Origin of the sequence: Sulfitobacter dubius (assembly GCF_027214245.1) — a bacterium.
GTDB classification, from domain to species: domain Bacteria; phylum Pseudomonadota; class Alphaproteobacteria; order Rhodobacterales; family Rhodobacteraceae; genus Sulfitobacter; species Sulfitobacter dubius_A.
The window spans coordinates 761,589-780,543 of sequence record NZ_JAPWHM010000001.1 but is presented as its reverse complement, the minus strand read 5'-3'; the positions used below and the strand labels follow the sequence as shown (position 1 = coordinate 780,543).

The 18,955-nt window shown below is 61.4% G+C and carries 20 protein-coding genes; 7 read left to right on the top strand and 13 right to left on the bottom strand.

Translation table 11 applies throughout. The features are described from left to right. Positions 1-10 precede the first annotated feature (10 nt). From O4H31_RS03875 to O4H31_RS03860, 4 genes are all read left to right on the top strand, one after another. Positions 11-217 (top strand): twin transmembrane helix small protein, encoded by a 207-nt coding sequence (locus O4H31_RS03875; RefSeq protein ID WP_067623948.1) that lies wholly within the window; start codon positions 11-13, stop codon positions 215-217. Next, on the top strand, positions 217-792 hold the full coding sequence (locus O4H31_RS03870; protein WP_269342965.1) for a cob(I)yrinic acid a,c-diamide adenosyltransferase: 576 nt from the start codon (positions 217-219) through the stop codon (positions 790-792). The genes O4H31_RS03875 and O4H31_RS03870 overlap by 1 nt, the downstream gene beginning before the upstream one ends. 161 nt (positions 793-953) lie before the next feature. Beyond that, on the top strand, positions 954-1,712 hold the full coding sequence (locus O4H31_RS03865) for an electron transfer flavoprotein subunit beta/FixA family protein (protein ID WP_269342964.1): 759 nt from the start codon (positions 954-956) through the stop codon (positions 1,710-1,712). After that, the gene (locus tag O4H31_RS03860; protein WP_120351885.1) at positions 1,712-2,638 is read left to right on the top strand and encodes an electron transfer flavoprotein subunit alpha/FixB family protein; all 927 of its coding nucleotides are present in this window, start codon (positions 1,712-1,714) and stop codon (positions 2,636-2,638) included. Before O4H31_RS03865 ends, O4H31_RS03860 begins: the two co-directional genes overlap by 1 nt. A gap of 76 nt (positions 2,639-2,714) precedes the next feature. Here the strand turns inward: O4H31_RS03860 and O4H31_RS03855 are convergent, their stop codons facing one another. Beyond that, on the bottom strand, positions 2,715-3,548 hold the full coding sequence (locus tag O4H31_RS03855; RefSeq protein WP_269342961.1) for a DUF6473 family protein: 834 nt from the start codon (positions 3,546-3,548) through the stop codon (positions 2,715-2,717). A 157-nt stretch (positions 3,549-3,705) separates the two neighbouring features. On the opposite strand from O4H31_RS03855, the gene O4H31_RS03850 reads away from it, so the two are divergent. Continuing rightward, positions 3,706-4,581: a 3-hydroxybutyryl-CoA dehydrogenase gene (locus O4H31_RS03850; protein ID WP_067623959.1), complete on the top strand. Its 876-nt coding sequence runs from the start codon at positions 3,706-3,708 to the stop codon at positions 4,579-4,581. A 79-nt stretch (positions 4,582-4,660) separates the two neighbouring features. Here O4H31_RS03850 and O4H31_RS03845 read toward each other — a convergent pair whose 3' ends face one another. From O4H31_RS03845 to O4H31_RS03815, 7 genes are read right to left on the bottom strand one after another with little or no spacing between them, the layout of a single operon-like run. Then, positions 4,661-5,545 (bottom strand): lysophospholipid acyltransferase family protein, encoded by an 885-nt coding sequence (locus O4H31_RS03845; protein ID WP_269342959.1) that lies wholly within the window; start codon positions 5,543-5,545, stop codon positions 4,661-4,663. 34 nt (positions 5,546-5,579) lie between these two features. Continuing rightward, positions 5,580-5,849, bottom strand: coding sequence for an HPr family phosphocarrier protein (locus O4H31_RS03840; protein ID WP_067623964.1), 270 nt, complete (start codon positions 5,847-5,849; stop codon positions 5,580-5,582). A 16-nt stretch (positions 5,850-5,865) separates the two neighbouring features. Continuing rightward, entirely contained in the window at positions 5,866-6,258 is a 393-nt protein-coding gene (locus tag O4H31_RS03835; protein WP_120351889.1) for a PTS sugar transporter subunit IIA, read from the bottom strand. Beyond that, complete coding sequence (gene rapZ, locus O4H31_RS03830; RefSeq protein WP_120351890.1) at positions 6,255-7,160, bottom strand: RNase adapter RapZ; 906 nt, start codon at positions 7,158-7,160, stop codon at positions 6,255-6,257. The genes O4H31_RS03835 and rapZ overlap by 4 nt, the downstream gene beginning before the upstream one ends. Next, complete coding sequence (locus O4H31_RS03825) at positions 7,157-7,585, bottom strand: HPr kinase/phosphorylase (protein ID WP_269342954.1); 429 nt, start codon at positions 7,583-7,585, stop codon at positions 7,157-7,159. Before O4H31_RS03825 ends, rapZ begins: the two co-directional genes overlap by 4 nt. 21 nt (positions 7,586-7,606) lie before the next feature. Next, positions 7,607-9,295, bottom strand: coding sequence for a sensor histidine kinase (locus tag O4H31_RS03820; protein WP_269342952.1), 1,689 nt, complete (start codon positions 9,293-9,295; stop codon positions 7,607-7,609). 42 nt (positions 9,296-9,337) lie between these two features. After that, positions 9,338-10,039 (bottom strand): response regulator transcription factor, encoded by a 702-nt coding sequence (locus tag O4H31_RS03815; RefSeq protein ID WP_067260621.1) that lies wholly within the window; start codon positions 10,037-10,039, stop codon positions 9,338-9,340. A gap of 379 nt (positions 10,040-10,418) precedes the next feature. On the opposite strand from O4H31_RS03815, the gene O4H31_RS03810 reads away from it, so the two are divergent. Then, positions 10,419-12,017 (top strand): phosphoenolpyruvate carboxykinase, encoded by a 1,599-nt coding sequence (locus O4H31_RS03810; protein ID WP_269342946.1) that lies wholly within the window; start codon positions 10,419-10,421, stop codon positions 12,015-12,017. A gap of 76 nt (positions 12,018-12,093) precedes the next feature. On the opposite strand, the gene O4H31_RS03805 is transcribed toward O4H31_RS03810, so the two are convergent. Further along, on the bottom strand, positions 12,094-13,002 hold the full coding sequence (locus O4H31_RS03805; RefSeq protein WP_269342945.1) for a LysR family transcriptional regulator: 909 nt from the start codon (positions 13,000-13,002) through the stop codon (positions 12,094-12,096). A gap of 164 nt (positions 13,003-13,166) precedes the next feature. On the opposite strand from O4H31_RS03805, the gene O4H31_RS03800 reads away from it, so the two are divergent. Beyond that, complete coding sequence (locus O4H31_RS03800; protein ID WP_269342943.1) at positions 13,167-13,523, top strand: helix-turn-helix domain-containing protein; 357 nt, start codon at positions 13,167-13,169, stop codon at positions 13,521-13,523. 135 nt (positions 13,524-13,658) lie between these two features. Here the strand turns inward: O4H31_RS03800 and smc are convergent, their stop codons facing one another. The 4 genes from smc to O4H31_RS03780 form a co-directional block, all read right to left on the bottom strand. Then, positions 13,659-17,114 (bottom strand): chromosome segregation protein SMC, encoded by a 3,456-nt coding sequence (gene smc, locus O4H31_RS03795; protein WP_269342941.1) that lies wholly within the window; start codon positions 17,112-17,114, stop codon positions 13,659-13,661. Positions 17,115-17,351: 237 nt separating this feature from the next. Continuing rightward, positions 17,352-17,534, bottom strand: a complete 183-nt coding sequence (locus O4H31_RS03790; protein WP_269342940.1) for a hypothetical protein — start codon at positions 17,532-17,534, stop codon at positions 17,352-17,354. A gap of 243 nt (positions 17,535-17,777) precedes the next feature. Next, on the bottom strand, positions 17,778-18,338 hold the full coding sequence (locus O4H31_RS03785) for a F0F1 ATP synthase subunit B (protein ID WP_269343025.1): 561 nt from the start codon (positions 18,336-18,338) through the stop codon (positions 17,778-17,780). Between the two features lie 15 nt (positions 18,339-18,353). Then, a complete protein-coding gene (locus O4H31_RS03780; RefSeq protein WP_269342938.1) occupies positions 18,354-18,911 on the bottom strand; it encodes a F0F1 ATP synthase subunit B' in 558 nt (185 codons plus the stop codon). Positions 18,912-18,955: the final 44 nt, after the last annotated feature.

Here is an 18,955-nt window from a genome sequence, read left to right as displayed (position 1 = left end):
AGGACAGCCCATGCCAAATGATCCGTTTTTCGTGATCGTCCTGCTTTCCGTCGTGGCGGTAGCCGTCGTGCTCCTAATGGGGCTGGGCGGCTTTGCCACGGGGGGCAAATTCAACAAACGCAACGCCAACAAGCTGATGCGCTGGCGGATCATCGCGCAGTTTATCGCCGTGCTGCTGATCCTTGCTTATGTCTATTTCCGAGGGGGCACGATCTGATGGTTGTACTGAACAAGATTTACACCCGCACCGGGGACAAGGGCACCACCGCGCTTGGCAATGGCGAACGAGTCGCCAAACACGACGCGCGGGTCGAGGCCTATGGCACCTCGGATGAGTTGAACTGCTTTGTCGGCGTTGCCCGGCTTGAGGCCACCGGCGCCACGGACGAAGCACTGGCCCGCATCCAGAACGACCTTTTTGATCTGGGCGCCGACCTTTGCCGCCCCGATATGGAGGCCGACCGCGATGCAGAGTACCCGCCCCTGCGTGTCACCCAAGAACAGGTCGACCGGCTTGAACGCGAGATCGACGTGATGAACACCGAGTTAGAGCCACTGCGCAGCTTTATCCTGCCCGGTGGCCGCGCGCTGGCCGCACATCTGCATGTCTGCCGCACCGTGGCGCGCCGCGCCGAACGGCTGGCAGTGCTGCTGTCAGAGCAGACGGCGATCAACCCGGCCTGTGTCACCTATCTGAACCGTCTCAGCGACTGGTTCTTCGTTGCCGCGCGTATGGCCAATAACGCGGGCAAGGAAGACATGCTCTGGGTGCCGGGCGCGAACCGCGCATAAAATAGCGCTAACAGTCGAAAATCGGGGAAAACGCCGCGTTCAAAACTGCCGACCTGCCGATTTTGGCCTGTTTTGATCCGATCCGCTTCGTTACACCCGTGTGGAGAATTAGGGAGACCGGGCCACCAGCCCGCGTCGCAAACTGAGGAGAGAGACCGCTCATGAAGGTATTGGTGCCTGTCAAACGCGTGATCGACTATAACGTGAAAGTTCGTGTCAAAGCGGACGGATCGGGTGTTGATCTTGCCAATGTGAAAATGTCGATGAACCCCTTCGACGAAATCGCCGTTGAACAAGCGATTCGTCTGAAAGAAGCCGGTCAGGCTGAAGAGGTCGTCGCTGTCTCCATTGGTGTGAAGCAAGCGCAGGAAACGCTGCGTACCGCGCTCGCCATGGGTGCGGACCGCGCGATCCTCGTGGTCGCATCGGACGATGTACACAAGGACATCGAGCCGCTGGCCGTGGCAAAGATCCTCAAAGCCATTGTCGACGAAGAGCAGCCGGGCCTCGTGCTCTGCGGCAAACAGGCGATCGACAACGACATGAACGCCACCGGGCAGATGCTCTCGGCGTTGATGGGCTGGTCGCAGGCGACATTCGCCTCTGAAATCGCCATCGAAGGCGACAAGGCAAAAGTCACTCGTGAAGTCGACGGCGGCTTGCAGACCATCGAAGTCTCCATGCCCACAGTCGTCACCGTGGACCTGCGCCTGAACGAGCCGCGCTATGCCTCGCTGCCGAACATCATGAAGGCCAAGAAAAAGCCGCTGGATGAAAAGACCGCCGAAGACTACGGCGTCGATGTCTCCAACCGCTTGGAAATCGTCAAAACCGTAGAGCCTGCCGAGCGTGCCGCTGGTATCAAGGTCGGTTCGGTTGACGAGCTTGTGGCGAAACTCAAAGAAGTGGGGGCTGTGTAATGGCTGTTCTTCTGATTGCAGAGATTTCCGATGGCGAACTGTCGATGGACGCAACCGCCAAGGCGGTATCCGCGGCCAAGAAACTGGGCGACGTGACCATTCTGGCGGCGGGCAGCTCTGCCGCGGCGGCAGGCGAAGCGGCGGCCAAGATCGATGGCGTCTCCAAGGTGCTGGTCGCCGAAGACGAGATGCTGGGCCACCGTCTGGCCGAAGCCACCGCAGCACTGATCGTGTCGCTGGCTGGTGACTACGACCACATCGTCGCGCCTGCCACCACGGATGCCAAAAACATCATGCCCCGCGTCGCGGCCCTGCTTGATGTCATGGTGATTTCGGATGCTTCCGGCGTTGTCGACGCCGACACATTCGAGCGCCCGATCTATGCGGGCAACGCGGTGCAGACCGTGAAGTCGAACGACGCCAAGAAAGTCATCACCTTCCGCACATCGACCTTCGATGCCGCAGGTGAAGGCGGCTCTGCTTCGGTCGAGACCATCTCGGCTGCCGACAACCCCGGCCTGTCCACATGGGTCGAAGACAAGGTCGCCGAATCGGACCGTCCTGAGCTGACAAGCGCGGGCGTGGTGGTTTCCGGTGGTCGTGGCGTCGGCTCCGAAGAGGACTTCGCCCTGATCGAAAAACTGGCCGACAAACTTGGCGCGGCTGTTGGCGCGTCGCGCGCTGCGGTCGATTCGGGCTATGCGCCGAACGATTGGCAGGTTGGCCAGACCGGCAAAGTTGTGGCTCCTGACCTCTATATCGCGGTCGGCATCTCCGGTGCGATCCAGCACCTTGCGGGGATGAAGGACTCCAAGATCATCGTGGCGATCAACAAAGACGAAGAATCGCCGATCTTCCAAGTCGCCGACTATGGCCTTGTGGCGGACCTTTTCGACGCCGTGCCGGAACTGATCGAAAAGCTGTAAAGCTCTTCACGTGAAACACCAAAGGCCCGCTGTTCTCGGCGGGCCTTTTTCATTGCATGCGCCTGTACCGGGAGCGTCAGGACATGCTTTGCAGCGCATCGGTCAGGGCGGCGGCGGCATTGGCATGGGCCATGGGGCCCAGCATTTCCGACGCGGCCTGCGCCTCGAATTCGCTGACCACCATGCCAGCTGTCGGCCCGGCAAAGGGGTCTTTGGGAGAGACGACCTCAATCTTGGCCGTGGCATGTAGGGACACCGCGTCCAACATTTCGCGGGTCACGAACAGCGGATCATGACCCAACTCCCCCACCGGCTGCTCTGCCTCCGCGACCGGCGGGCGGTCGGCCAGCCAAAGCAAAAGCGTGCGCCCCTGTATCTGCCCCAGCATCAAACGCATGCGCGCCAGCCAGGCCTGCTGCAGCTCTGCGCGCACCGCCTCAAACCGCTCGGGCGAGACTTGCATGAGGTGGGTCAGCATGTGCCGGTTGAAGTGGAACTGGGAAAAATCAACCTCGCGATAGATCGTCTGTAACAGCGCGGAGGCCCCAACAAACCGGTCGTTCCGGCGCCGGTGGACCGAATAGAAACGGTTGGTCATGTTCTGCGCGCCCATGACCTGAACCACCGTCACATCCGCCTGCGAAGCGGCCTGCGCGACGAAAGGATCATGCGCAAAGGCGTCGATCCCCGCGTTGGGAAAACCGAAATTCACGCAGGTCTTGCCGATCTCGGCTTCGACCCGCGCGGGAAACGGCTCCTCAATGAATTTGCCATAGGTCTCCGTCCCGCCGAGAAAGGCGATATAGGGCGCCTCCAGCCTGCGGCGGGGGCCGCGAAACATCAGCTTTGAGGTGCCATAGCGGCATGGCAAATAGTCCAGAGGCGCTGGCCCCACTGCGTCATAGGTCATTGAACCCACCTTTGTTGTTCACCCAAAGCCAGATTGCACGGCGGGGCCTGCGATTCTGTTAACGGGCGAATTTGCCGTAAGTTTTCGTAAACAGCTGCCCTTGCGGCACCCCCGCCACGCGCCCTATTGTGCGCCGAACTCAAGCAAAGGACAGGCCATGGACATCCAGAAAATCGGTATCGTGGGAGCAGGGCAAATGGGCAACGGGATCGCCCATGTCATGGCGCTGGCGGGCTACGACGTGCTGCTGAACGATGTCAGCGCCGATGCGCTGGCCAAAGCGATGAAAACCGTGACCGGCAATATGGACCGCCAAGTCAGCCGCGAAAAGATCACCGCCGCCGAGCGCGACGCCGCCATGGCGCGCATCACCACGACCCAGACGCTGAGCGATCTGGGCCAGAGCGATCTGGTGATCGAAGCCGCCACGGAACGGGAAACGGTGAAACAGGCGATTTTCGAAGACCTGATCCCGCATCTGAAACCGACAACGATCCTGACCTCGAACACCTCTTCGATCTCGATCACCCGTCTGGCCAGCCGCACCGACCGCCCCGAGAAATTCATGGGTTTTCATTTCATGAACCCCGTGCCGGTGATGCAATTGGTCGAACTAATCCGCGGCATCGCCACGGACAAGGAGACCTATGACGCCTGCAAAGCCGTGGTGGACCGCTTGGGCAAAACCGCCGCCTCGGCCGAGGATTTCCCAGCCTTTATCGTGAACCGCATCCTGATGCCGATGATTAACGAGGCGGTCTATACGCTTTATGAAGGGGTCGGCAATGTCGAGTCGATCGACAGTTCGATGAAGCTGGGGGCCAATCATCCGATGGGCCCTCTGGAGCTTGCGGACTTTATCGGTTTGGACACCTGTCTGGCGATCATGAACGTGCTGCATGATGGGCTGGCCGATACGAAATACCGCCCCTGCCCGCTGCTGACCAAATATGTCGAAGCCGGGTGGCTGGGCCGCAAAACGCAGCGCGGTTTCTATGATTACCGGGGCGAGACACCGGTACCGACGCGCTAAGCCGTAAGGGTATTGGGGGCCCTGCCCCCATCGCGCCAATGGCGCGATTCCCCCGCGGGTATTTTTAAAAGGATGAAGATCAGTTGGTCAGCGCCAGAGTGTGGGCGCGGAGCCAAGCCATGAAGCCGCGCGGGTCGTCCGCCCAGCGGTCGATCTCTTCTTGGGCAAGCGGATGGCCGACGATCGGTCCCTGGGGCTTGTCGCAGGCGTGGGCAATTTCATGCAGCAACAACCCTTGGCGCAGCATCGGGCTGAGTTTGTTCGCGATCTGATAGGCGCGGCTGTTCTGGCCGGGGAAGCGCATCGGGACCACCTGCGCACCAGAGCGGCGGATCATCTTGGCGGTGAAAACGTTCCATTCCGCCTCGACCGCGGGGCCCCACCAGCTTTCCGATGCGGCAACGACGCCGGAGGGGAAAAGCGCCACAACGCCGCCGTCTTTGAGGTGGGCCATGGCTTTGGCGCGCATTTCAACGCCTTTACGCTGCGCATCCGGGTCGTGCGGGAAAGGCACCGGGATCATGTAGCTGCCGGCCACCTCGTCGATCGACGTGAGCAGCGACCGGGTGAGGATACGGTAGTCGGGGCGCACACGGCCGATGAGATCGGCGAAAATCATGCCGTCGACCATGCCGTGGGGGTGGTTCGCCACAACCACGACCGGCCCTTCTTTGGGGATGCGGTCAAGCTGCTCTTGCGGGGTGGTGAGATCGATGCCCATCGTGTCGAGTGCGGCGCGCCAGAAGGCTTGGCCCGAGGGGGTGCCGCGTTGCTCAAACTTACGGATCAAGCGCAGGATTTTGAGCTTGCCTGTGAAAAGCTCCATCGCGGAGATCACACGCGCCTTCCATGGGTCATCGAAGGTCGAGGCATAAGACAGGCTGCGGCGGTCGTATTTGGTGAAGGTCACCGTACCGTCACCTGTCTGGGCCGGTTTGGCCGCCTGCTTTTGCGCGTCATCCATGGGGTCGGAGGATCCTTTTTCCCGCCCGGCGGGCTTAGTACCCTTCGCCGAACTTATCCGCTACGAGAGCGGTCAAAGCGTCGGCCAAGGCATCGGCATCGGGGCCGGAAGTTTGGACATCAATCGAGGTGCCGCGGGACGCGCCGAGCATCAACAGCCCCATGATACTGTCGCCCGAGGCCGACATGCCATCCTTGCTGACTTCGGCGCGGGCATCGAAAGCCTCGACCACTTCGACCAATTTGGCCGAGGCGCGCGCGTGCAGGCCTTTTTCGTTTACGATCTTTAAAGAAAATTCGGGCATGACGTACTGGGGCCTTCTAACCTGCGCTGACATTCTGGCTGTCAATATACTTCTTACCAGCTTCGAGTGCGGCACGCACGGCATCGGGCACATCCATATGCCGCGATTTGGCGAGTTTGATCAACATTGGCAAGTTCGCGCCGTAGATGATCCGGCGGTTTTCCGGGCGGCACGCCAAGAGGCTGAGGTTTGAGGGTGATCCACCAAAAAGATCGGTGACGACCACAACGCCGGCGCCTTGATCCACCGCATCGGCAGCGGTGCAGATCTCGCGCTCTTTATCGGCGCGGTCGTGGTCGGCCTCAATCGCGATGGCGCGGACACCGAATTGGGATCCCACGACATGTTCGATGGCGGCAAGATACTCTTGCGCCAGCCCCCCATGTGCGACGATGACGATCCCGATCACGGCTTGTTTTCCTCACGATGCTGACGGTCCAGCTCACGGTGCCTAATTGACACCTGCCAGCCCTGCTCTGCAAGGCGCAAAGCGTGATCTTCCGCCATGGCGACGGAGCGGTGTTGCCCGCCCGTGCAGCCAAATGCGATGGAGATATGCGATTTGCCCTCTTCGCGGTAAGCGGGCAGTAAAAGCAGGCTAAGGTCGAGCACCTTGTCGGCGAAATCTGTGTAGCGTTTATCGCCTGCCACATGGGCCGCGACAGCTGCATCCCGCCCGTCGCCACTGCGCAATTCGGGCACCCAATAGGGGTTTCTAAGGAAACGGCAGTCATGCACCACATCGACGCCGCGCGGCAGGCCGCGTTTGTAGGAGAAGCTCTGCACCGAGACCGTGAGGTGGCGCTGGCCGCCGGGGGCGAACCACTGCTCCACCTCGGCGCGCAGCTCGTGCACGTTGAGCGTGGTCGTGTCGATCAACACATCGGCGCGGGCGCGGATCGGGTGTAGCAGCTCTTGCTCGCGGGTGATGCCGTCAACGGGGCGGTCGGCGGGGGCCAGCGGGTGGCGGCGGCGGGTTTCGGAAAATCGCTGCAACAGCACATCGGGAGCACAGTCGAGATAAAGCAGCTCTGCGCTCCACCCCTGCTCGGCCGACAGGCGGCCCATCAGTTCCAGCACACCTTCGGTTGAGAAGTCGCGGTTGCGCGCGTCGATGCCCAAGGCCACCGACTGCGCATCACCGGGACGGTCGAGCAGCGCAGGCAGCAGACGCAGCGGCAGATTGTCGATCGCCTCAAAGCCCGCATCCTCCAGCACGTTGAGCGCAGAGGAGCGTCCGGCGCCCGATGGGCCGGTGACCAGGACCAACCGCCGAGTGGCGGGGTCTGTTGATGAGGTCTGACTGATCAATTCTGTTCTTTCACACCTGCTATATACAGATGAATTGCTGCCGCAAAATGAGCGCTATCGCATTTGTGAAAACAGGGCAACGTGACACCCAGTATCAGATGGCTGTGGCGCTCTGGAAGGCGCTGGTGTTCTGTATAGGCCAGATCGACGACAAGGCCCAAGGGCACGGGGCCGTGATCTTCGACCCGCAGGATGCCCACGTTGCGCGCTTCGATCAGGCCGCGGATCGTGTCAGGAACGCTGGCGATCACCTGCTCCCCATGGCGGGTGACATCGGTTCGGTCATCTGCCACCAGCTTGGCGCCGAGGGCCATCAATTGCAAGGCAAGGGCCGATTTGCCCGCGCCCGAGGGGCCGAGGATCAGCACCCCACGCCCGTTGATCGCCACGCAGCTGGCGTGGAGGTTTTCGCGCTCGAGTGTCATATCAGGCCCCGCGCCCGTGCTTTATGTAGGCAGCCCCACGACGAAACGCGCGCCGAGCGGTTCGGAGGTAATGTCGGCTTCGGTTGGGCGAATATTCTCGGCCCAGATCACGCCACCGTGGGCTTCGACGATCTGTTTCGAAATCGCGAGGCCGAGACCGGAGTTATTGCCGAAATGCTCTTCCGGGCGCTGCGAATAGAAGCGTTTGAAAATCTTGCCAAGCGCCTGCTCGGGAATGCCGGGGCCGGTGTCCTCGACCACGATCAGCACCCGGTTGGCACGCTTGCGCGCCCAAACCCGGATTGCATCGCCATCTTCGCAAAAAGAGATCGCGTTGGTGATAAGGTTCACAAACACCTGCGCCAAGCGGGCCTCAAGCCCATGTACGGTGATCGGCGCGGCGGGCAGATCGGTGATAAAGTCGATGCCCTTGGATTTCGCATCCTCGCCCAGATACTGGCCCAGATTGCCCAGCATTTGCAGCAGGTCGAAGGGTTCTTCCTCTTCCTTAACCAGTTCGGAATCAAGCCGCGAGGCGTTAGAGATGTCGCTGACCAGCCGGTCGAGGCGGCGCACGTCATGCTCAATCACATCCAGCAGCTTCTCGCGCTGGTCGTCGCGTTTGACCATGCGCAGGGTGCCAACAGCAGATCGCAGAGAGGCGAGCGGGTTCTTGATCTCATGGGCCACATCGGCGGCGAATTGTTCGTTACCGTCGATCCGGTTGTAAAGCGCCGAAACCATCCCGCGCAGTGCGCCTGACAGGCGGCCGATCTCGTCGGGGCGCGCCGTCAGGTCGGGGATGCGAATGCGGCCGGGATTCATCTTGCGCGCATCCTTGTCGCGCCCCAGCTCAGCGGCGGCGGACAGATCTGCCAGCGGGTTGGCAATGGTCGAGGCCAGCACGAGGCTGAGCCCGATAGAGACCAGTGTGGCGATGACAAACATCTGCAAAACGCGCTCACGTTCGCTGCGCACAAGGCGGTCAATCTCTCCCGCCGCGCTGGCCACGGCGACCACGCCGAGGGGGGTGTCGCCCTGCATGATGGGGGTCACCACGCTGAACAGCGTGCCACCTTCGATGGCGAGCGTCCCTTCCAGCCGGGTGCCGCCGGTCACGCTGGTGCCGACCATGCCGCGCAGCTGTTCTTCGAGCGGTGGGGAGGCGGTGACCTCATCCGTGCCGAAGGGGGCCGAGACCCGCTCCCAAAGCCAGTTCAACCCGTCGTTCAGCAGTGTCCGCTCGCCCGCCTCGGAAGCGGCGAGGGCTTCGGCGACGGTCAGGCTGCCAGCGGTGCGGGCCACCAACGTTTCCGCCGGGTCATAGACGAAAACTTCGATACCGCCGCGCAGGTCCAGCCCCTCAAGCGTGGCGGCCACGTCGACACCATCGCCAGTGGTGAGGTTCACAGGCGCGCCTGCAGGAAGCTGCGCTTCGATCACATCGGCGATCAGCTCAGTCTCGGACACCAGCGCTGCGGCGCGTTGCAGCGCCAGACTGTCGCGCGACGAATTGAGGTAGAGGATCCCCGCCACCAGAACGCTGAGCGCGATGAGATTAAAGGTAATGATCTTGCGCGTCAGCGGCGAGGAGCGGAGCGAGAATAGCCCCCGCCGTTCGCGCTTGACCCGAATTTCATCCGGCGCGGCACTGTCAGGAGTGACCCAATCGTCCCCCAGTACAACATCACCGTCCCTGCCAGCAGCCATGTCCCGCACAAGCTTCCTTTCGACCCGCGTTAAGCGCCGGGTTTACTCTTCGTTATATCTATAGCCGATGCCGTAAAGCGTCTCGATCGCCGAAAATTCATCATCTGCGCTACGCATCTTTTTGCGCAGGCGCTTGATGTGGCTGTCGATCGTCCGGTCATCCACATACACCTGATCGTCATAGGCCACGTCCATCAGTTGGTCGCGCGATTTCACGAAACCGGGGCGCTGCGCGAGAGCCTGCAACAGCAGGAATTCGGTCACGGTCAGGGACACGTCCTTGCCCTTCCAGCTGACCGCGTGGCGCAGCGGATCCATCCGCAGATCGCCACGTTCCATCACTTTGGTCTCTTCGGTATCGCCGACCTCATTCGTCTCTACCGCGTCTTGGCGGCGCAGAAGGGCGCGAATACGCTCGACCAGCAGGCGTTGGCTGAAAGGCTTTTTGACGTAGTCGTCGGCCCCCATGCGCAGGCCCAGCACCTCGTCGATCTCATCATCTTTGGAGGTCAAAAAGATCACCGGCATCGCGGTTTTCTGACGCAAACGTTGCAGCAGATCCATGCCGTCCATGCGGGGCATCTTGATGTCCAGCACTGCCATATCCGGCAGTTTCTTGTTGAAGGCGTCCAACGCGGCTTGACCGTCGTTGTAGGTCTCCACTTCGAAGCCTTCAGCTTCAAGAGTCATCGAAACAGATGTCAGGATGTTCCTGTCATCGTCTACCAATGCAATCTTTGACATTGCCTGCTTCCTTATGCTGCTCAATTCGTTCTTATTTTTGGAGTCAGTGATCTCCAATATTACAGATCGAATCAATCCTTAAGTGCGAATCGTGCCTTTGAGATGCACCAATTCGGTCATAATTTGGTTAGGAATGGCTAAATTGCCGCACTTTAATTGCTCTCACCCAAGATAAGATCAGGGTGGTGCGCATCGCTTTGGGCCGGGATCTAAGCGCTTCGAAACAAAGTTTTACATGATGGCGCTAACTGTGACAAAGCTGCCTGTTCAACCTGAAAACGCCCGTGTTAAGAGGCTCTCAAGGCCCCCGATGCCCAGGGCAATTGCGCCCGCTCGGACACGTACTGCGCTACTCACGCGCTACCACAGGAGACATCATATGACATTTGGACGGGTAAACCCGCAGTTCAGCCTCGAAGATCAACAGATCAGCGGGCTCGGCGATGTCTATTACAACCTGACCGAGCCTGCGCTGGTCGAGGCGGCATTGAAACGGGGCGAAGGCAGCCTTGGCAAAGGCGGTGCCTTTCTGGTGACCACCGGCAAGTTCACAGGCCGGTCGCCCAAAGATAAACATGTGGTCAAAACCGACAGCGTGGCCGACAGCATCTGGTGGGAAAACAACGCCGAGATGTCGCCCGAAGGGTTTGACGCGCTCTATCAAGATATGATCGCCCATATGCAGGGCAAAGACTACTTCGTCCAAGACCTCGTTGGTGGGGCAGACCCCAAGCACGCGATCAACGTGCGGATAGTGACGGAACTGGCATGGCACGGCCTCTTCATCCGCACCATGCTGCGCCGCCCCGATGCCGAAGCGCTGCAGGACTTCACCGCCGATTTCACCGTCATCAACTGCCCCAGCTTCCAGGCCGATCCGGCCAAGCACAATTGCCGCAGCGAGACCGTTATCGCGATGAACTTCGACCGCAAGATGATCCTCATCGGCGGCACTGAATACGCGGGCGAGAACAAAAAGTCGGTCTTTACCCTGCTGAACTACCTGCTGCCGGAAAAGGGCATCATGCCGATGCACTGCTCCGCCAACCATGCCAACGGAAACCCCGTTGATACGGCCGTTTTCTTTGGTCTGTCGGGCACGGGCAAGACCACGCTCTCCGCCGATCCAGAGCGCACGTTGATCGGCGACGATGAGCACGGCTGGTCCGACAACGGCACCTTCAACTTCGAAGGCGGCTGCTATGCCAAGACCATCAACCTCAACCCCGAGGCAGAGCCGGAAATCTACGCGACAACCTCCAAGTTCGGCACCGTGATCGAAAATATGGTCTTCGATCCCGATACCTTCGAGCTGGACTTCGATGACGACTCGCTCACGGCCAACATGCGCGCCGCCTACCCGCTGCACTATATTTCCAACGCCAGCGAGAAGGCCGTCGGCGGCCACCCCAAGAACATCATCATGCTGACCTGCGATGCCTTCGGTGTGCTGCCTCCGATTGCGCGGCTCAGCCCGGCGCAGGCGATGTACCACTTCCTGTCGGGCTTCACCTCCAAAGTCGCGGGCACCGAGCGTGGCGTGACCGAGCCTGAGCCCACATTCTCCACCTGTTTCGGCGCTCCCTTCATGCCGCGCCGCCCCGAGGTCTACGGCAACCTCCTGCGCGAGAAGATCGCCCAGCATGGTGCCACCTGCTGGCTGGTCAACACCGGCTGGACCGGCGGCGCGTACGGCACCGGCTCGCGGATGCCGATCAAAGCCACCCGCGCTTTGTTGAGCGCGGCGCTTGAAGGGCGACTGGCAGAGGCTGAATACCGCAAAGACCCGAACTTTGGCTTCGACGTTCCGGTTTCGGTCAACGGCGTCGCCGACATCCTGCTCGACCCGCGCCGCACATGGGACGATCCCGAATCCTATGACCGTCAGGCAGCCAAACTGGTTAAGATGTTCTCGGACAACTTTGAACAATACCTGCCCTATATCGACGACGATGTGAAAGCCGCAGCGATCAGCTAAGCCTCTGCGTTAACGTCCAAAACAGAAAGGGCCGCCTTGATGGGCGGCCCTTTTTACATTTTGCCTTTGAAGTTCGTCAGCCCCCGAATGTTACCTTTGCGTCCAACGGCATCTCGCGCAGGAAGCTGTCATCCACACCGGCGATATTTACCGAGGTCGACCGGTCCACCGCCGCGATCAGGGCAAAGCTTTTGTCTGGATACCGCCCGGCCATCAGCAGGCGTTTGTAGGCCAATGGCACCGGCTGGCCGCCCTCTTCGCGCGGGATTTGGGTAACCACCTCGTCCAACCGAACGCCACAGGTCGCCTCCACCTCCCGAAAGGGGAAGTTCAGCATATTCTCAAACTCAGGCCCGCCCGGAAACAGCTTCAGCGGCCGTCCGATGCTGCTGCGCGCGTTGGTCCAGCCCCACCACTGCGTGTAGAACGATTTCTCCCCCACTTCGGTACAGATCCATCCATTGGGCGAGTCGCGATACACCAGCACATAGGGGCGCATGGCGCGAAAGGCTTCGCTCTCCAACTCTCCCCGGCTCATGCACCACGCCTGAAGCGCGGCCTGCATCATCGCGGAGCCCCCATCCCAGATCAGCGACAAGGGCTGCTGTTGCTGGTGAAAACTCCACCCGTTCGGCTCTTCGTGCGAGAGGCGCAGCATCCCGTCGGCATGGCGCGTCTTGCCATCCAGCCACAACTTGCCCCGATCAATGATATCGCGCGCTTCGGGCAGTGCTTCCACGCCGACCTTGGTCAGGGAATAGCGCCGGTTCTCAATTGTGAACAGCGGCGCGCCCATCGTCTCTTCCAATTGCTGGATATGTCGCCGAACCGTTTGCCGGGTACTGCCCAGTTGGGCGACCGCATGGCTGAGGTTCAGCGTATGCGCCAAGGTCACGAACGAGCGTATCATCTCGAACAAAAGGGCCGGCGCAGGGTCCTTTTGCGGGGTCGTGGGCACGGGTGCGACCGGCTCAATATCGGACATATGTTGGTTCATAGGCAACGGATGGTACATGAATCATCCGGCAACGCAACATAATCCATCCAGCCAAGGTAAATCCGTTAATCCAAAAGGGCCATATCTAGGCAATTGATCATCAACACATTGCGGGTAGTGAATGTATAGTACTCAACCAGAGGTATTGATCTATGTCCCACCCCGTAGACGTTCACGTCGGTCGCCGACTCAAGCAGGCCCGCACCCTGCGAAGGCAATCCCAGACCGATGTGGCGCGTGAACTCAAACTGTCGTTTCAGCAGATCCAGAAGTATGAAATCGGCTCCAACCGGATTGCCGCCAGCCGCCTGCACGAGCTTGCCCGGATACTGAATGTGACCCCCGGCTATTTCTTCGAAGGGCTGGACGACGGCCACCCCGAGAACAACAATGACCCCTCCCTTGAGATCGTGAATGCCATCGGTTCCATCAAGGATGATGCGGTAAAGGCCCGAATTCTAACGTTTATTGAGGACGTCTCTGGCGTCACAGTGTCGCGTAAAAGCTGATCGCGGCTCTCTGTCCACGCTAACTACGGCCTCGCCCAGGCGGCTTGCAACAGCTTTACGGCAGCACGCAACCTCGCGGTAACTTGATGCGCGCACGCTTTAAGGGCCGGTCCTCGCAACCGGCGTCTCCCACCTTTACGCGACCAGCGTTTCCGCTTTCTTAAGATCGACAGAGACCAACTGGCTAACCCCCTGCTCCGCCATGGTCACCCCAAAGAGCCGGTCCATCCGCGCCATCGTCACCGCATGGTGAGTGATGATCAGGAACCGCGTATCGGTTTGACGGCACATCTCATCCAGCAGATCGCAGAATCTGGTCACATTTGCGTCATCAAGCGGCGCGTCGACCTCATCCAGCACACAGATCGGCGCCGGATTGGCCAGGAACACGGCAAAGATCAGCGCCATCGCGGTCAAGGTCTGCTCCCCGCCCGACAGCAGGCTCAGGGTACTCAGCTTCTTGCCCGGCGGTTGACACAGAATTTCCAACCCGGCTTCTAATGGATCATCGCTTTCGACCATCACGAGGTTCGCCTCGCCGCCACCAAAGAGGTGGGTAAACAGCATAGAGAAGTTCGCGTTCACCTGCTCAAAGGCCGTCAGCAGCCGCTCCCGCCCCTCCCGGTTGAGGCCCGCGATGCCGCTGCGCAGGGTCTTGATCGCCTCTTCCAGATCGGCCTTCTCGGTCAGCAGCGCGCCGTGCTCTTCGCGTATCTCTTTGGCGTCATCCTCGGCGCGCAGGTTCACCGCGCCCAAGGAATCTCGCTGCCTTTTGTAACGGTTCACGTCCTCTTCCAGCGCGTCCACCGGCGGGGTCTTATCCGCCTCGATGTCCAGCGCATCGCGCAGGGTCTCGGGCGTGACTTGCCGCTCGTCCTGAATGCGGTCCGCCGCATGGGTCACCGTTTCGCGCGCGGCATCGCTGCGCGCCTCGGCCCAGGCGCGGGCCTCCCGCGCGTCCGAGGCCTGCCGTTCCGCGTCGCGTTCGGCATCCGTCGCCGCCTTCAGCGCAGCTTCTGCGGCGGCCAGCGTGTCGGTCGCATGGGTGCGTCGCGTTTCGGCTGCGGTGATCGCACCTGACAACTCTTCCCGCTTCGCCGCGATTTCCGACGGTACGGCACCCGCCTCGGCCAACTCCGCTTCGGAGGCGGCTTTACGCTCGACCAATTCGGCGGTGCGCTTGCCCGCTGTCTCCAACCGGTGCCGCCAGCCGCTGACCTCTTTCGAGACCTCTTGCACCCGGCGTCTGCGGGCTTCGCCTTCGCGGCGCAATTCGTCATAGGCCGAGCGGCGCGACATCATCGTGATCCGGGACGCTTCGACCGTCATGCGGATATCGTCGACAGTCGCACGGGCAGCGGCAAGATCGTCCAAACCCGCCAAGGTACGTTCGGCGTCCATCACTTCGGCCCGGGCAGTAATCGCGGCCTCCTCATGGCGCTTCACGGCAAGGCCAAGGGATTCCAGACGGCTTTGAGCAAGGTTGCGATCCGCCTCCGCCCGGCTCAGGGCACGGCCCGCTTCGGCCACCTGTCGATCCGCGTCGCGCCGCGCTTCGCGGGCGCGTTTGTCGGCCTCGGCCTGCTCGGCCAACTGCTGCTGCAGGGCTTCATGCGCGGCCCGTGCCACATCGGCACATTCGCTCACCTGTTCCAGCGCTTGTTTCAGAACTTCCAATCGGTTCAACTGCTGCAGGCGCAGGGCCGCAGCCGATGGCGCATCCTCGGCCATGGCGCGGAACCCGTCCCACCGCCAAAGATCACCCTCTGCCGAGACCAGCCGTTGCCCGGGCAGCAGCTGCGCCTGAAGCTGCGCGCCCGCCTCAGGGTCCACCAGCCCGATCTGGCCCATGCGGCGTTCCAGCACCTTTGGGACCGTGACATGCTGCGTTAGCGGCGTCGCCCCTACGGGCAACGGTTGCGCCTTTGGGTAGCTCGGCAAGATCGACCAGCCGGAGGGACGATCGGTAGCAACTTCCGGCGCGCGCAGGTCATCGGCCAAAGCCGCGCCAAGTGCCTTTTCAAATCCGTGTTCAACCTGCAACCGGTCAAGGATCTGCCCGCCTTCCGCCGTGTCGCGCTCAACCAGCTTTGCCAGCGCGCCCACCTCTGCGCGCAGCGCATTGGCCTCGCCCTCGGCCTCGGACCGCTCTGCACGGGCATCGGCTTCGCGCGACTGCGTGTCGGCGCGGGTTTCTTCCGCAGCCAAAAGAGCCGCATCCGCGGCGGCTGAGGCCGTGACGACGCTCGCCTCGGCTTGCTGGGCCGCTGCGAAATCTACACCAGCTTTGTCGAGGGTCGCTTGGCTTTGAGCGACTGCATCGCGGGCCTTGCGGGCTTCGGCTTCCGACTTCTCTAGCGTTTTGCGGCTGTCCTGAAGCAGACGTTCGGCCGAGCTGTGCCGCGCCGCCAGACGGGCGACATCTTCGGTCTGCTGGGAAAGGTCCGCCTCGCGGGTCTGCAAGACTTCCGCTGCCTCGCGCGCGGCCTCTGCCGCCGCCTCAAGGGCGCTGTCGTGCCCCTCATCGGCTGTGGCAAGCTCGGACGCTTCCCTTTCGAGACGCTCGATCGTTTCTTCCGCGTCGCGGTTCAACCCGCCTTCCCGCTCGATATCACGGGTCAACTGGGCGATGCGGCTGGTCAGGGTTTCGATCAATGACGCGGCACGGGTTTCTTGATCGGCCAGCGTGTCGCGCTGCGTGGTGAGACGTTGCAGAATCGCGGTCGCAATCGCTTCTTCCTCACGCAAGGCGGGCAAAGCGGCCTCGGCCTCCTCGCGCCCTTCGGCCACGCGCCGCACCTGTGCTTCGGCCTCTGCTGTGGCGATACCACGGGCGCGCAGGTCATCCTCGGCCTTGCCGCGCGCCTCGTCCGCTTCGCGCCAGCGGCGGTAGAGCAACAAGCCCTCGGCGCGGCGCAGCGCTTCGCCAATCTCGCGGTACTTCGCGGCCTGCCGCGCTTGCCGGGCCAGCGTGGCCAATTGAGCGGCCAATTGTTCAACCACATCATCAACACGGGCGAGGTTCTGTTCGGCCCCGTTGAGCTTCAACTCGGCCTCATGACGGCGCTGGTAGAGCCCGGAGATCCCCGCAGCCTCTTCCAGAATGCGACGGCGGCTTTTCGGCTTGGCGTTGATCAGTTCTGCAATCTGCCCTTGCCGGACCAGCGCCGGGCTATGCGCCCCGGTGGAGGCATCGGCGAAGAGCATCTGCACATCCCGCGCCCGGACATCCTTGCCGTTCACCTTATAGGCGCTGCCGACATCGCGGGTGATGCGGCGTACGATCTCAAGCGCGTCTTGTTCGTTAAAGCCCGCAGGCGCCAGCCGGTCGCTGTTGTCGAGATGCAGCGCCACTTCGGCAAAGTTACGCGCCGGGCGCGAGGCGGCCCCGGCAAAGATCACGTCTTCCATGCCGCCGCCCCGCATGGCGGTCGGGCGGTTTTCGCCCATGACCCACCGCAAGGCTTCGAGCAGGTTGGATTTGCCACAGCCGTTCGGCCCAACGACCCCGGTCAGCCCGTCTGAAATGACGAGGTCCGTCGGGTCCACGAAGCTTTTGAAGCCGGTTAGTCTGAGTTTGGAAAAACGCAAGTTTGCCCTGCCGTGATTGATTCTTGCCTGAGCGGCGAACTTGCCGTTTGGCACGGGTCCGAGTCAATCAAAAGCCCCAAGGGACAGGGGGCGATCGGCGGTTATCCACAAGATATTGTCGTCTCCCGGCCATGTTCGAGACTGCCCTCCGCCAGCCCCCCCGGATCGGCGCGTGTCGTCTTCCTGAGCCATCCAAATCACAGCCCGGTGTCCCGCCTCAGCCATAGCAAGCGCCCTCTAGTCGCAATCCAACACGCCAACGGCCAGCGCCTGATCGCCCAAGACCTCTTTCACCTCACAACCGCTCGCCTGTGCCATCGCACGTCCTGCCCGCGCGCGGATGGGGCCAAAGCGCGGCGCGTATTGGGTGTTCACCCGCACCGCTTCCGCCCGCTCCTCCCGAACGCGCACATCGAACACCGAACCCTCCACGGTGATGCGTTGGGCCGGAAGACCTCTGAAGTCCCGACTAGGCGCCGTACAGGCCGGAAGACCTCTGAAGTCCCGACTAGGCGCCGTACAGGCCGCAAGACCAATCACCACCACAATGTTAAGGAGCAAACGCATGGTTTGAGCCTGTCGCAGTTTGGGTTAATAAAAGCCTAACGCAAAAGAAAAAGCCCCGGCAAAACCGGGGCTTTCAAAATTCGATGGGGCGCTGGCTTAGTGCAGCTTGGCTTCGACTTGGGCGATGCCATCGTCGATTAGCTTGTTGCCCTGTGCGGCGGTCATCTGCTTGGCAATCACATCGCGCGCAGCGGCCACAGCGATCGTCACGGCTTGGTCGCGGACTTCCTTCACAGCGGCGGCCTCGGCCGAGCTGATCTGGTCCTTCGCGGCGGCCATGCGACGCTCAAGCGATTTGGCCATATCCGCCCGTGCCTGTTCGGCAGCAAGGCGGGCATCTTCCTTGGCGGAAGACACGATGCGATCCGCTTGGTCCTGCACCTCTTTCTGCTTGCGCTCATAGGAGGCGAGCAAAGTCTGCGCTTCTTCACGCAGGGCGCGGGCTTCTTCCAGCTCGGTCTTGATGCCGTCGGCGCGTTTGTCGAGCATGCCGATCAAAAGCGTTGGCACCTTGAAGTAAATCAGGATCCCGAGGAACAGCAGGAAGGCCAGCAACACGATGAAATCGGTGTTGCGCAGCGAGAAGAAAGGTCCGGTGGCCGCAAAAGCAGGCGAAGCCGCAAGACCGGCGAGCAGGGTCGAAAGTGTCAGGCGCATGGATTTGGTCATGGCTTATCCTTTCATCCGCGCATCGACGGCGGCATCAACGGTTGCAGCATCTGCCGTGCCACCAAGGGCGGCAACAAGCGCTTCTGCGGTGTCCTTGGCAACGGCTTGTACGTTGTCCATGGCGCCCGCGCGAATTTCGGCGATGGCTTTTTCCGATTCTGCCACTTGCGCGGCAATCTCGGCATCGGCCTTGGCCATTTCGGCATCCAGATCAGCCTGCATGTCCGCCTTGGCCTGGGCCACGATCTGCTGTGCCTCGGCACGGGCGTCGATCAGGGCCTTGTCATAGGCGGCTTCGGCTTCCTGTGCCTTGACCTTAAGGTCTTCGGCAGCCGCGATGTCATTGGTGATGGTCCCTTGGCGTTCAGCCAGAACCGCACCGATACGAGGCAGAGCCACGCGCGACAGGATCAGGTAGGTGGCGATCAGCGCGAGGATCAGCCAGAAAATCTGGTTGCCCCAGTGATCAAAGTTCAGCTGCGGCATGCCTGGCGTTTCGGCAGCATGGGTCGCAATGCCGGTCGCGTCGGCCAGCCCGTCGCTGGTTGTTACAGTTGCCATCGTGGCTTCTCCTTGGAAACTTTGCCGTTACAGCCGGGCAGACA

Excerpts from the sequence above, each read along its gene's own strand:
- O4H31_RS03875 (WP_067623948.1), top strand. The coding sequence starts at position 11 with ATGCCAAATGATCCGTTTTTCGTGATCGTCCTGCTTTCCGTCGTGGCG.
- O4H31_RS03870 (WP_269342965.1), top strand. The coding sequence starts at position 217 with ATGGTTGTACTGAACAAGATTTACACCCGCACCGGGGACAAGGGCACC.
- O4H31_RS03865 (WP_269342964.1), top strand. The coding sequence starts at position 954 with ATGAAGGTATTGGTGCCTGTCAAACGCGTGATCGACTATAACGTGAAA.
- O4H31_RS03860 (WP_120351885.1), top strand. The coding sequence starts at position 1,712 with ATGGCTGTTCTTCTGATTGCAGAGATTTCCGATGGCGAACTGTCGATG.
- O4H31_RS03855 (WP_269342961.1), bottom strand. The coding sequence starts at position 3,548 with ATGACCTATGACGCAGTGGGGCCAGCGCCTCTGGACTATTTGCCATGC.
- O4H31_RS03850 (WP_067623959.1), top strand. The coding sequence starts at position 3,706 with ATGGACATCCAGAAAATCGGTATCGTGGGAGCAGGGCAAATGGGCAAC.
- O4H31_RS03845 (WP_269342959.1), bottom strand. The coding sequence starts at position 5,545 with ATGGATGACGCGCAAAAGCAGGCGGCCAAACCGGCCCAGACAGGTGAC.
- O4H31_RS03840 (WP_067623964.1), bottom strand. The coding sequence starts at position 5,849 with ATGCCCGAATTTTCTTTAAAGATCGTAAACGAAAAAGGCCTGCACGCG.
- O4H31_RS03825 (WP_269342954.1), bottom strand. The coding sequence starts at position 7,585 with ATGACACTCGAGCGCGAAAACCTCCACGCCAGCTGCGTGGCGATCAAC.
- O4H31_RS03820 (WP_269342952.1), bottom strand. The coding sequence starts at position 9,295 with ATGGCTGCTGGCAGGGACGGTGATGTTGTACTGGGGGACGATTGGGTC.
- O4H31_RS03815 (WP_067260621.1), bottom strand. The coding sequence starts at position 10,039 with ATGTCAAAGATTGCATTGGTAGACGATGACAGGAACATCCTGACATCT.
- O4H31_RS03810 (WP_269342946.1), top strand. The coding sequence starts at position 10,419 with ATGACATTTGGACGGGTAAACCCGCAGTTCAGCCTCGAAGATCAACAG.
- O4H31_RS03805 (WP_269342945.1), bottom strand. The coding sequence starts at position 13,002 with ATGTCCGATATTGAGCCGGTCGCACCCGTGCCCACGACCCCGCAAAAG.
- O4H31_RS03800 (WP_269342943.1), top strand. The coding sequence starts at position 13,167 with ATGTCCCACCCCGTAGACGTTCACGTCGGTCGCCGACTCAAGCAGGCC.
- O4H31_RS03785 (WP_269343025.1), bottom strand. The coding sequence starts at position 18,338 with ATGCGCCTGACACTTTCGACCCTGCTCGCCGGTCTTGCGGCTTCGCCT.
- O4H31_RS03780 (WP_269342938.1), bottom strand. The coding sequence starts at position 18,911 with ATGGCAACTGTAACAACCAGCGACGGGCTGGCCGACGCGACCGGCATT.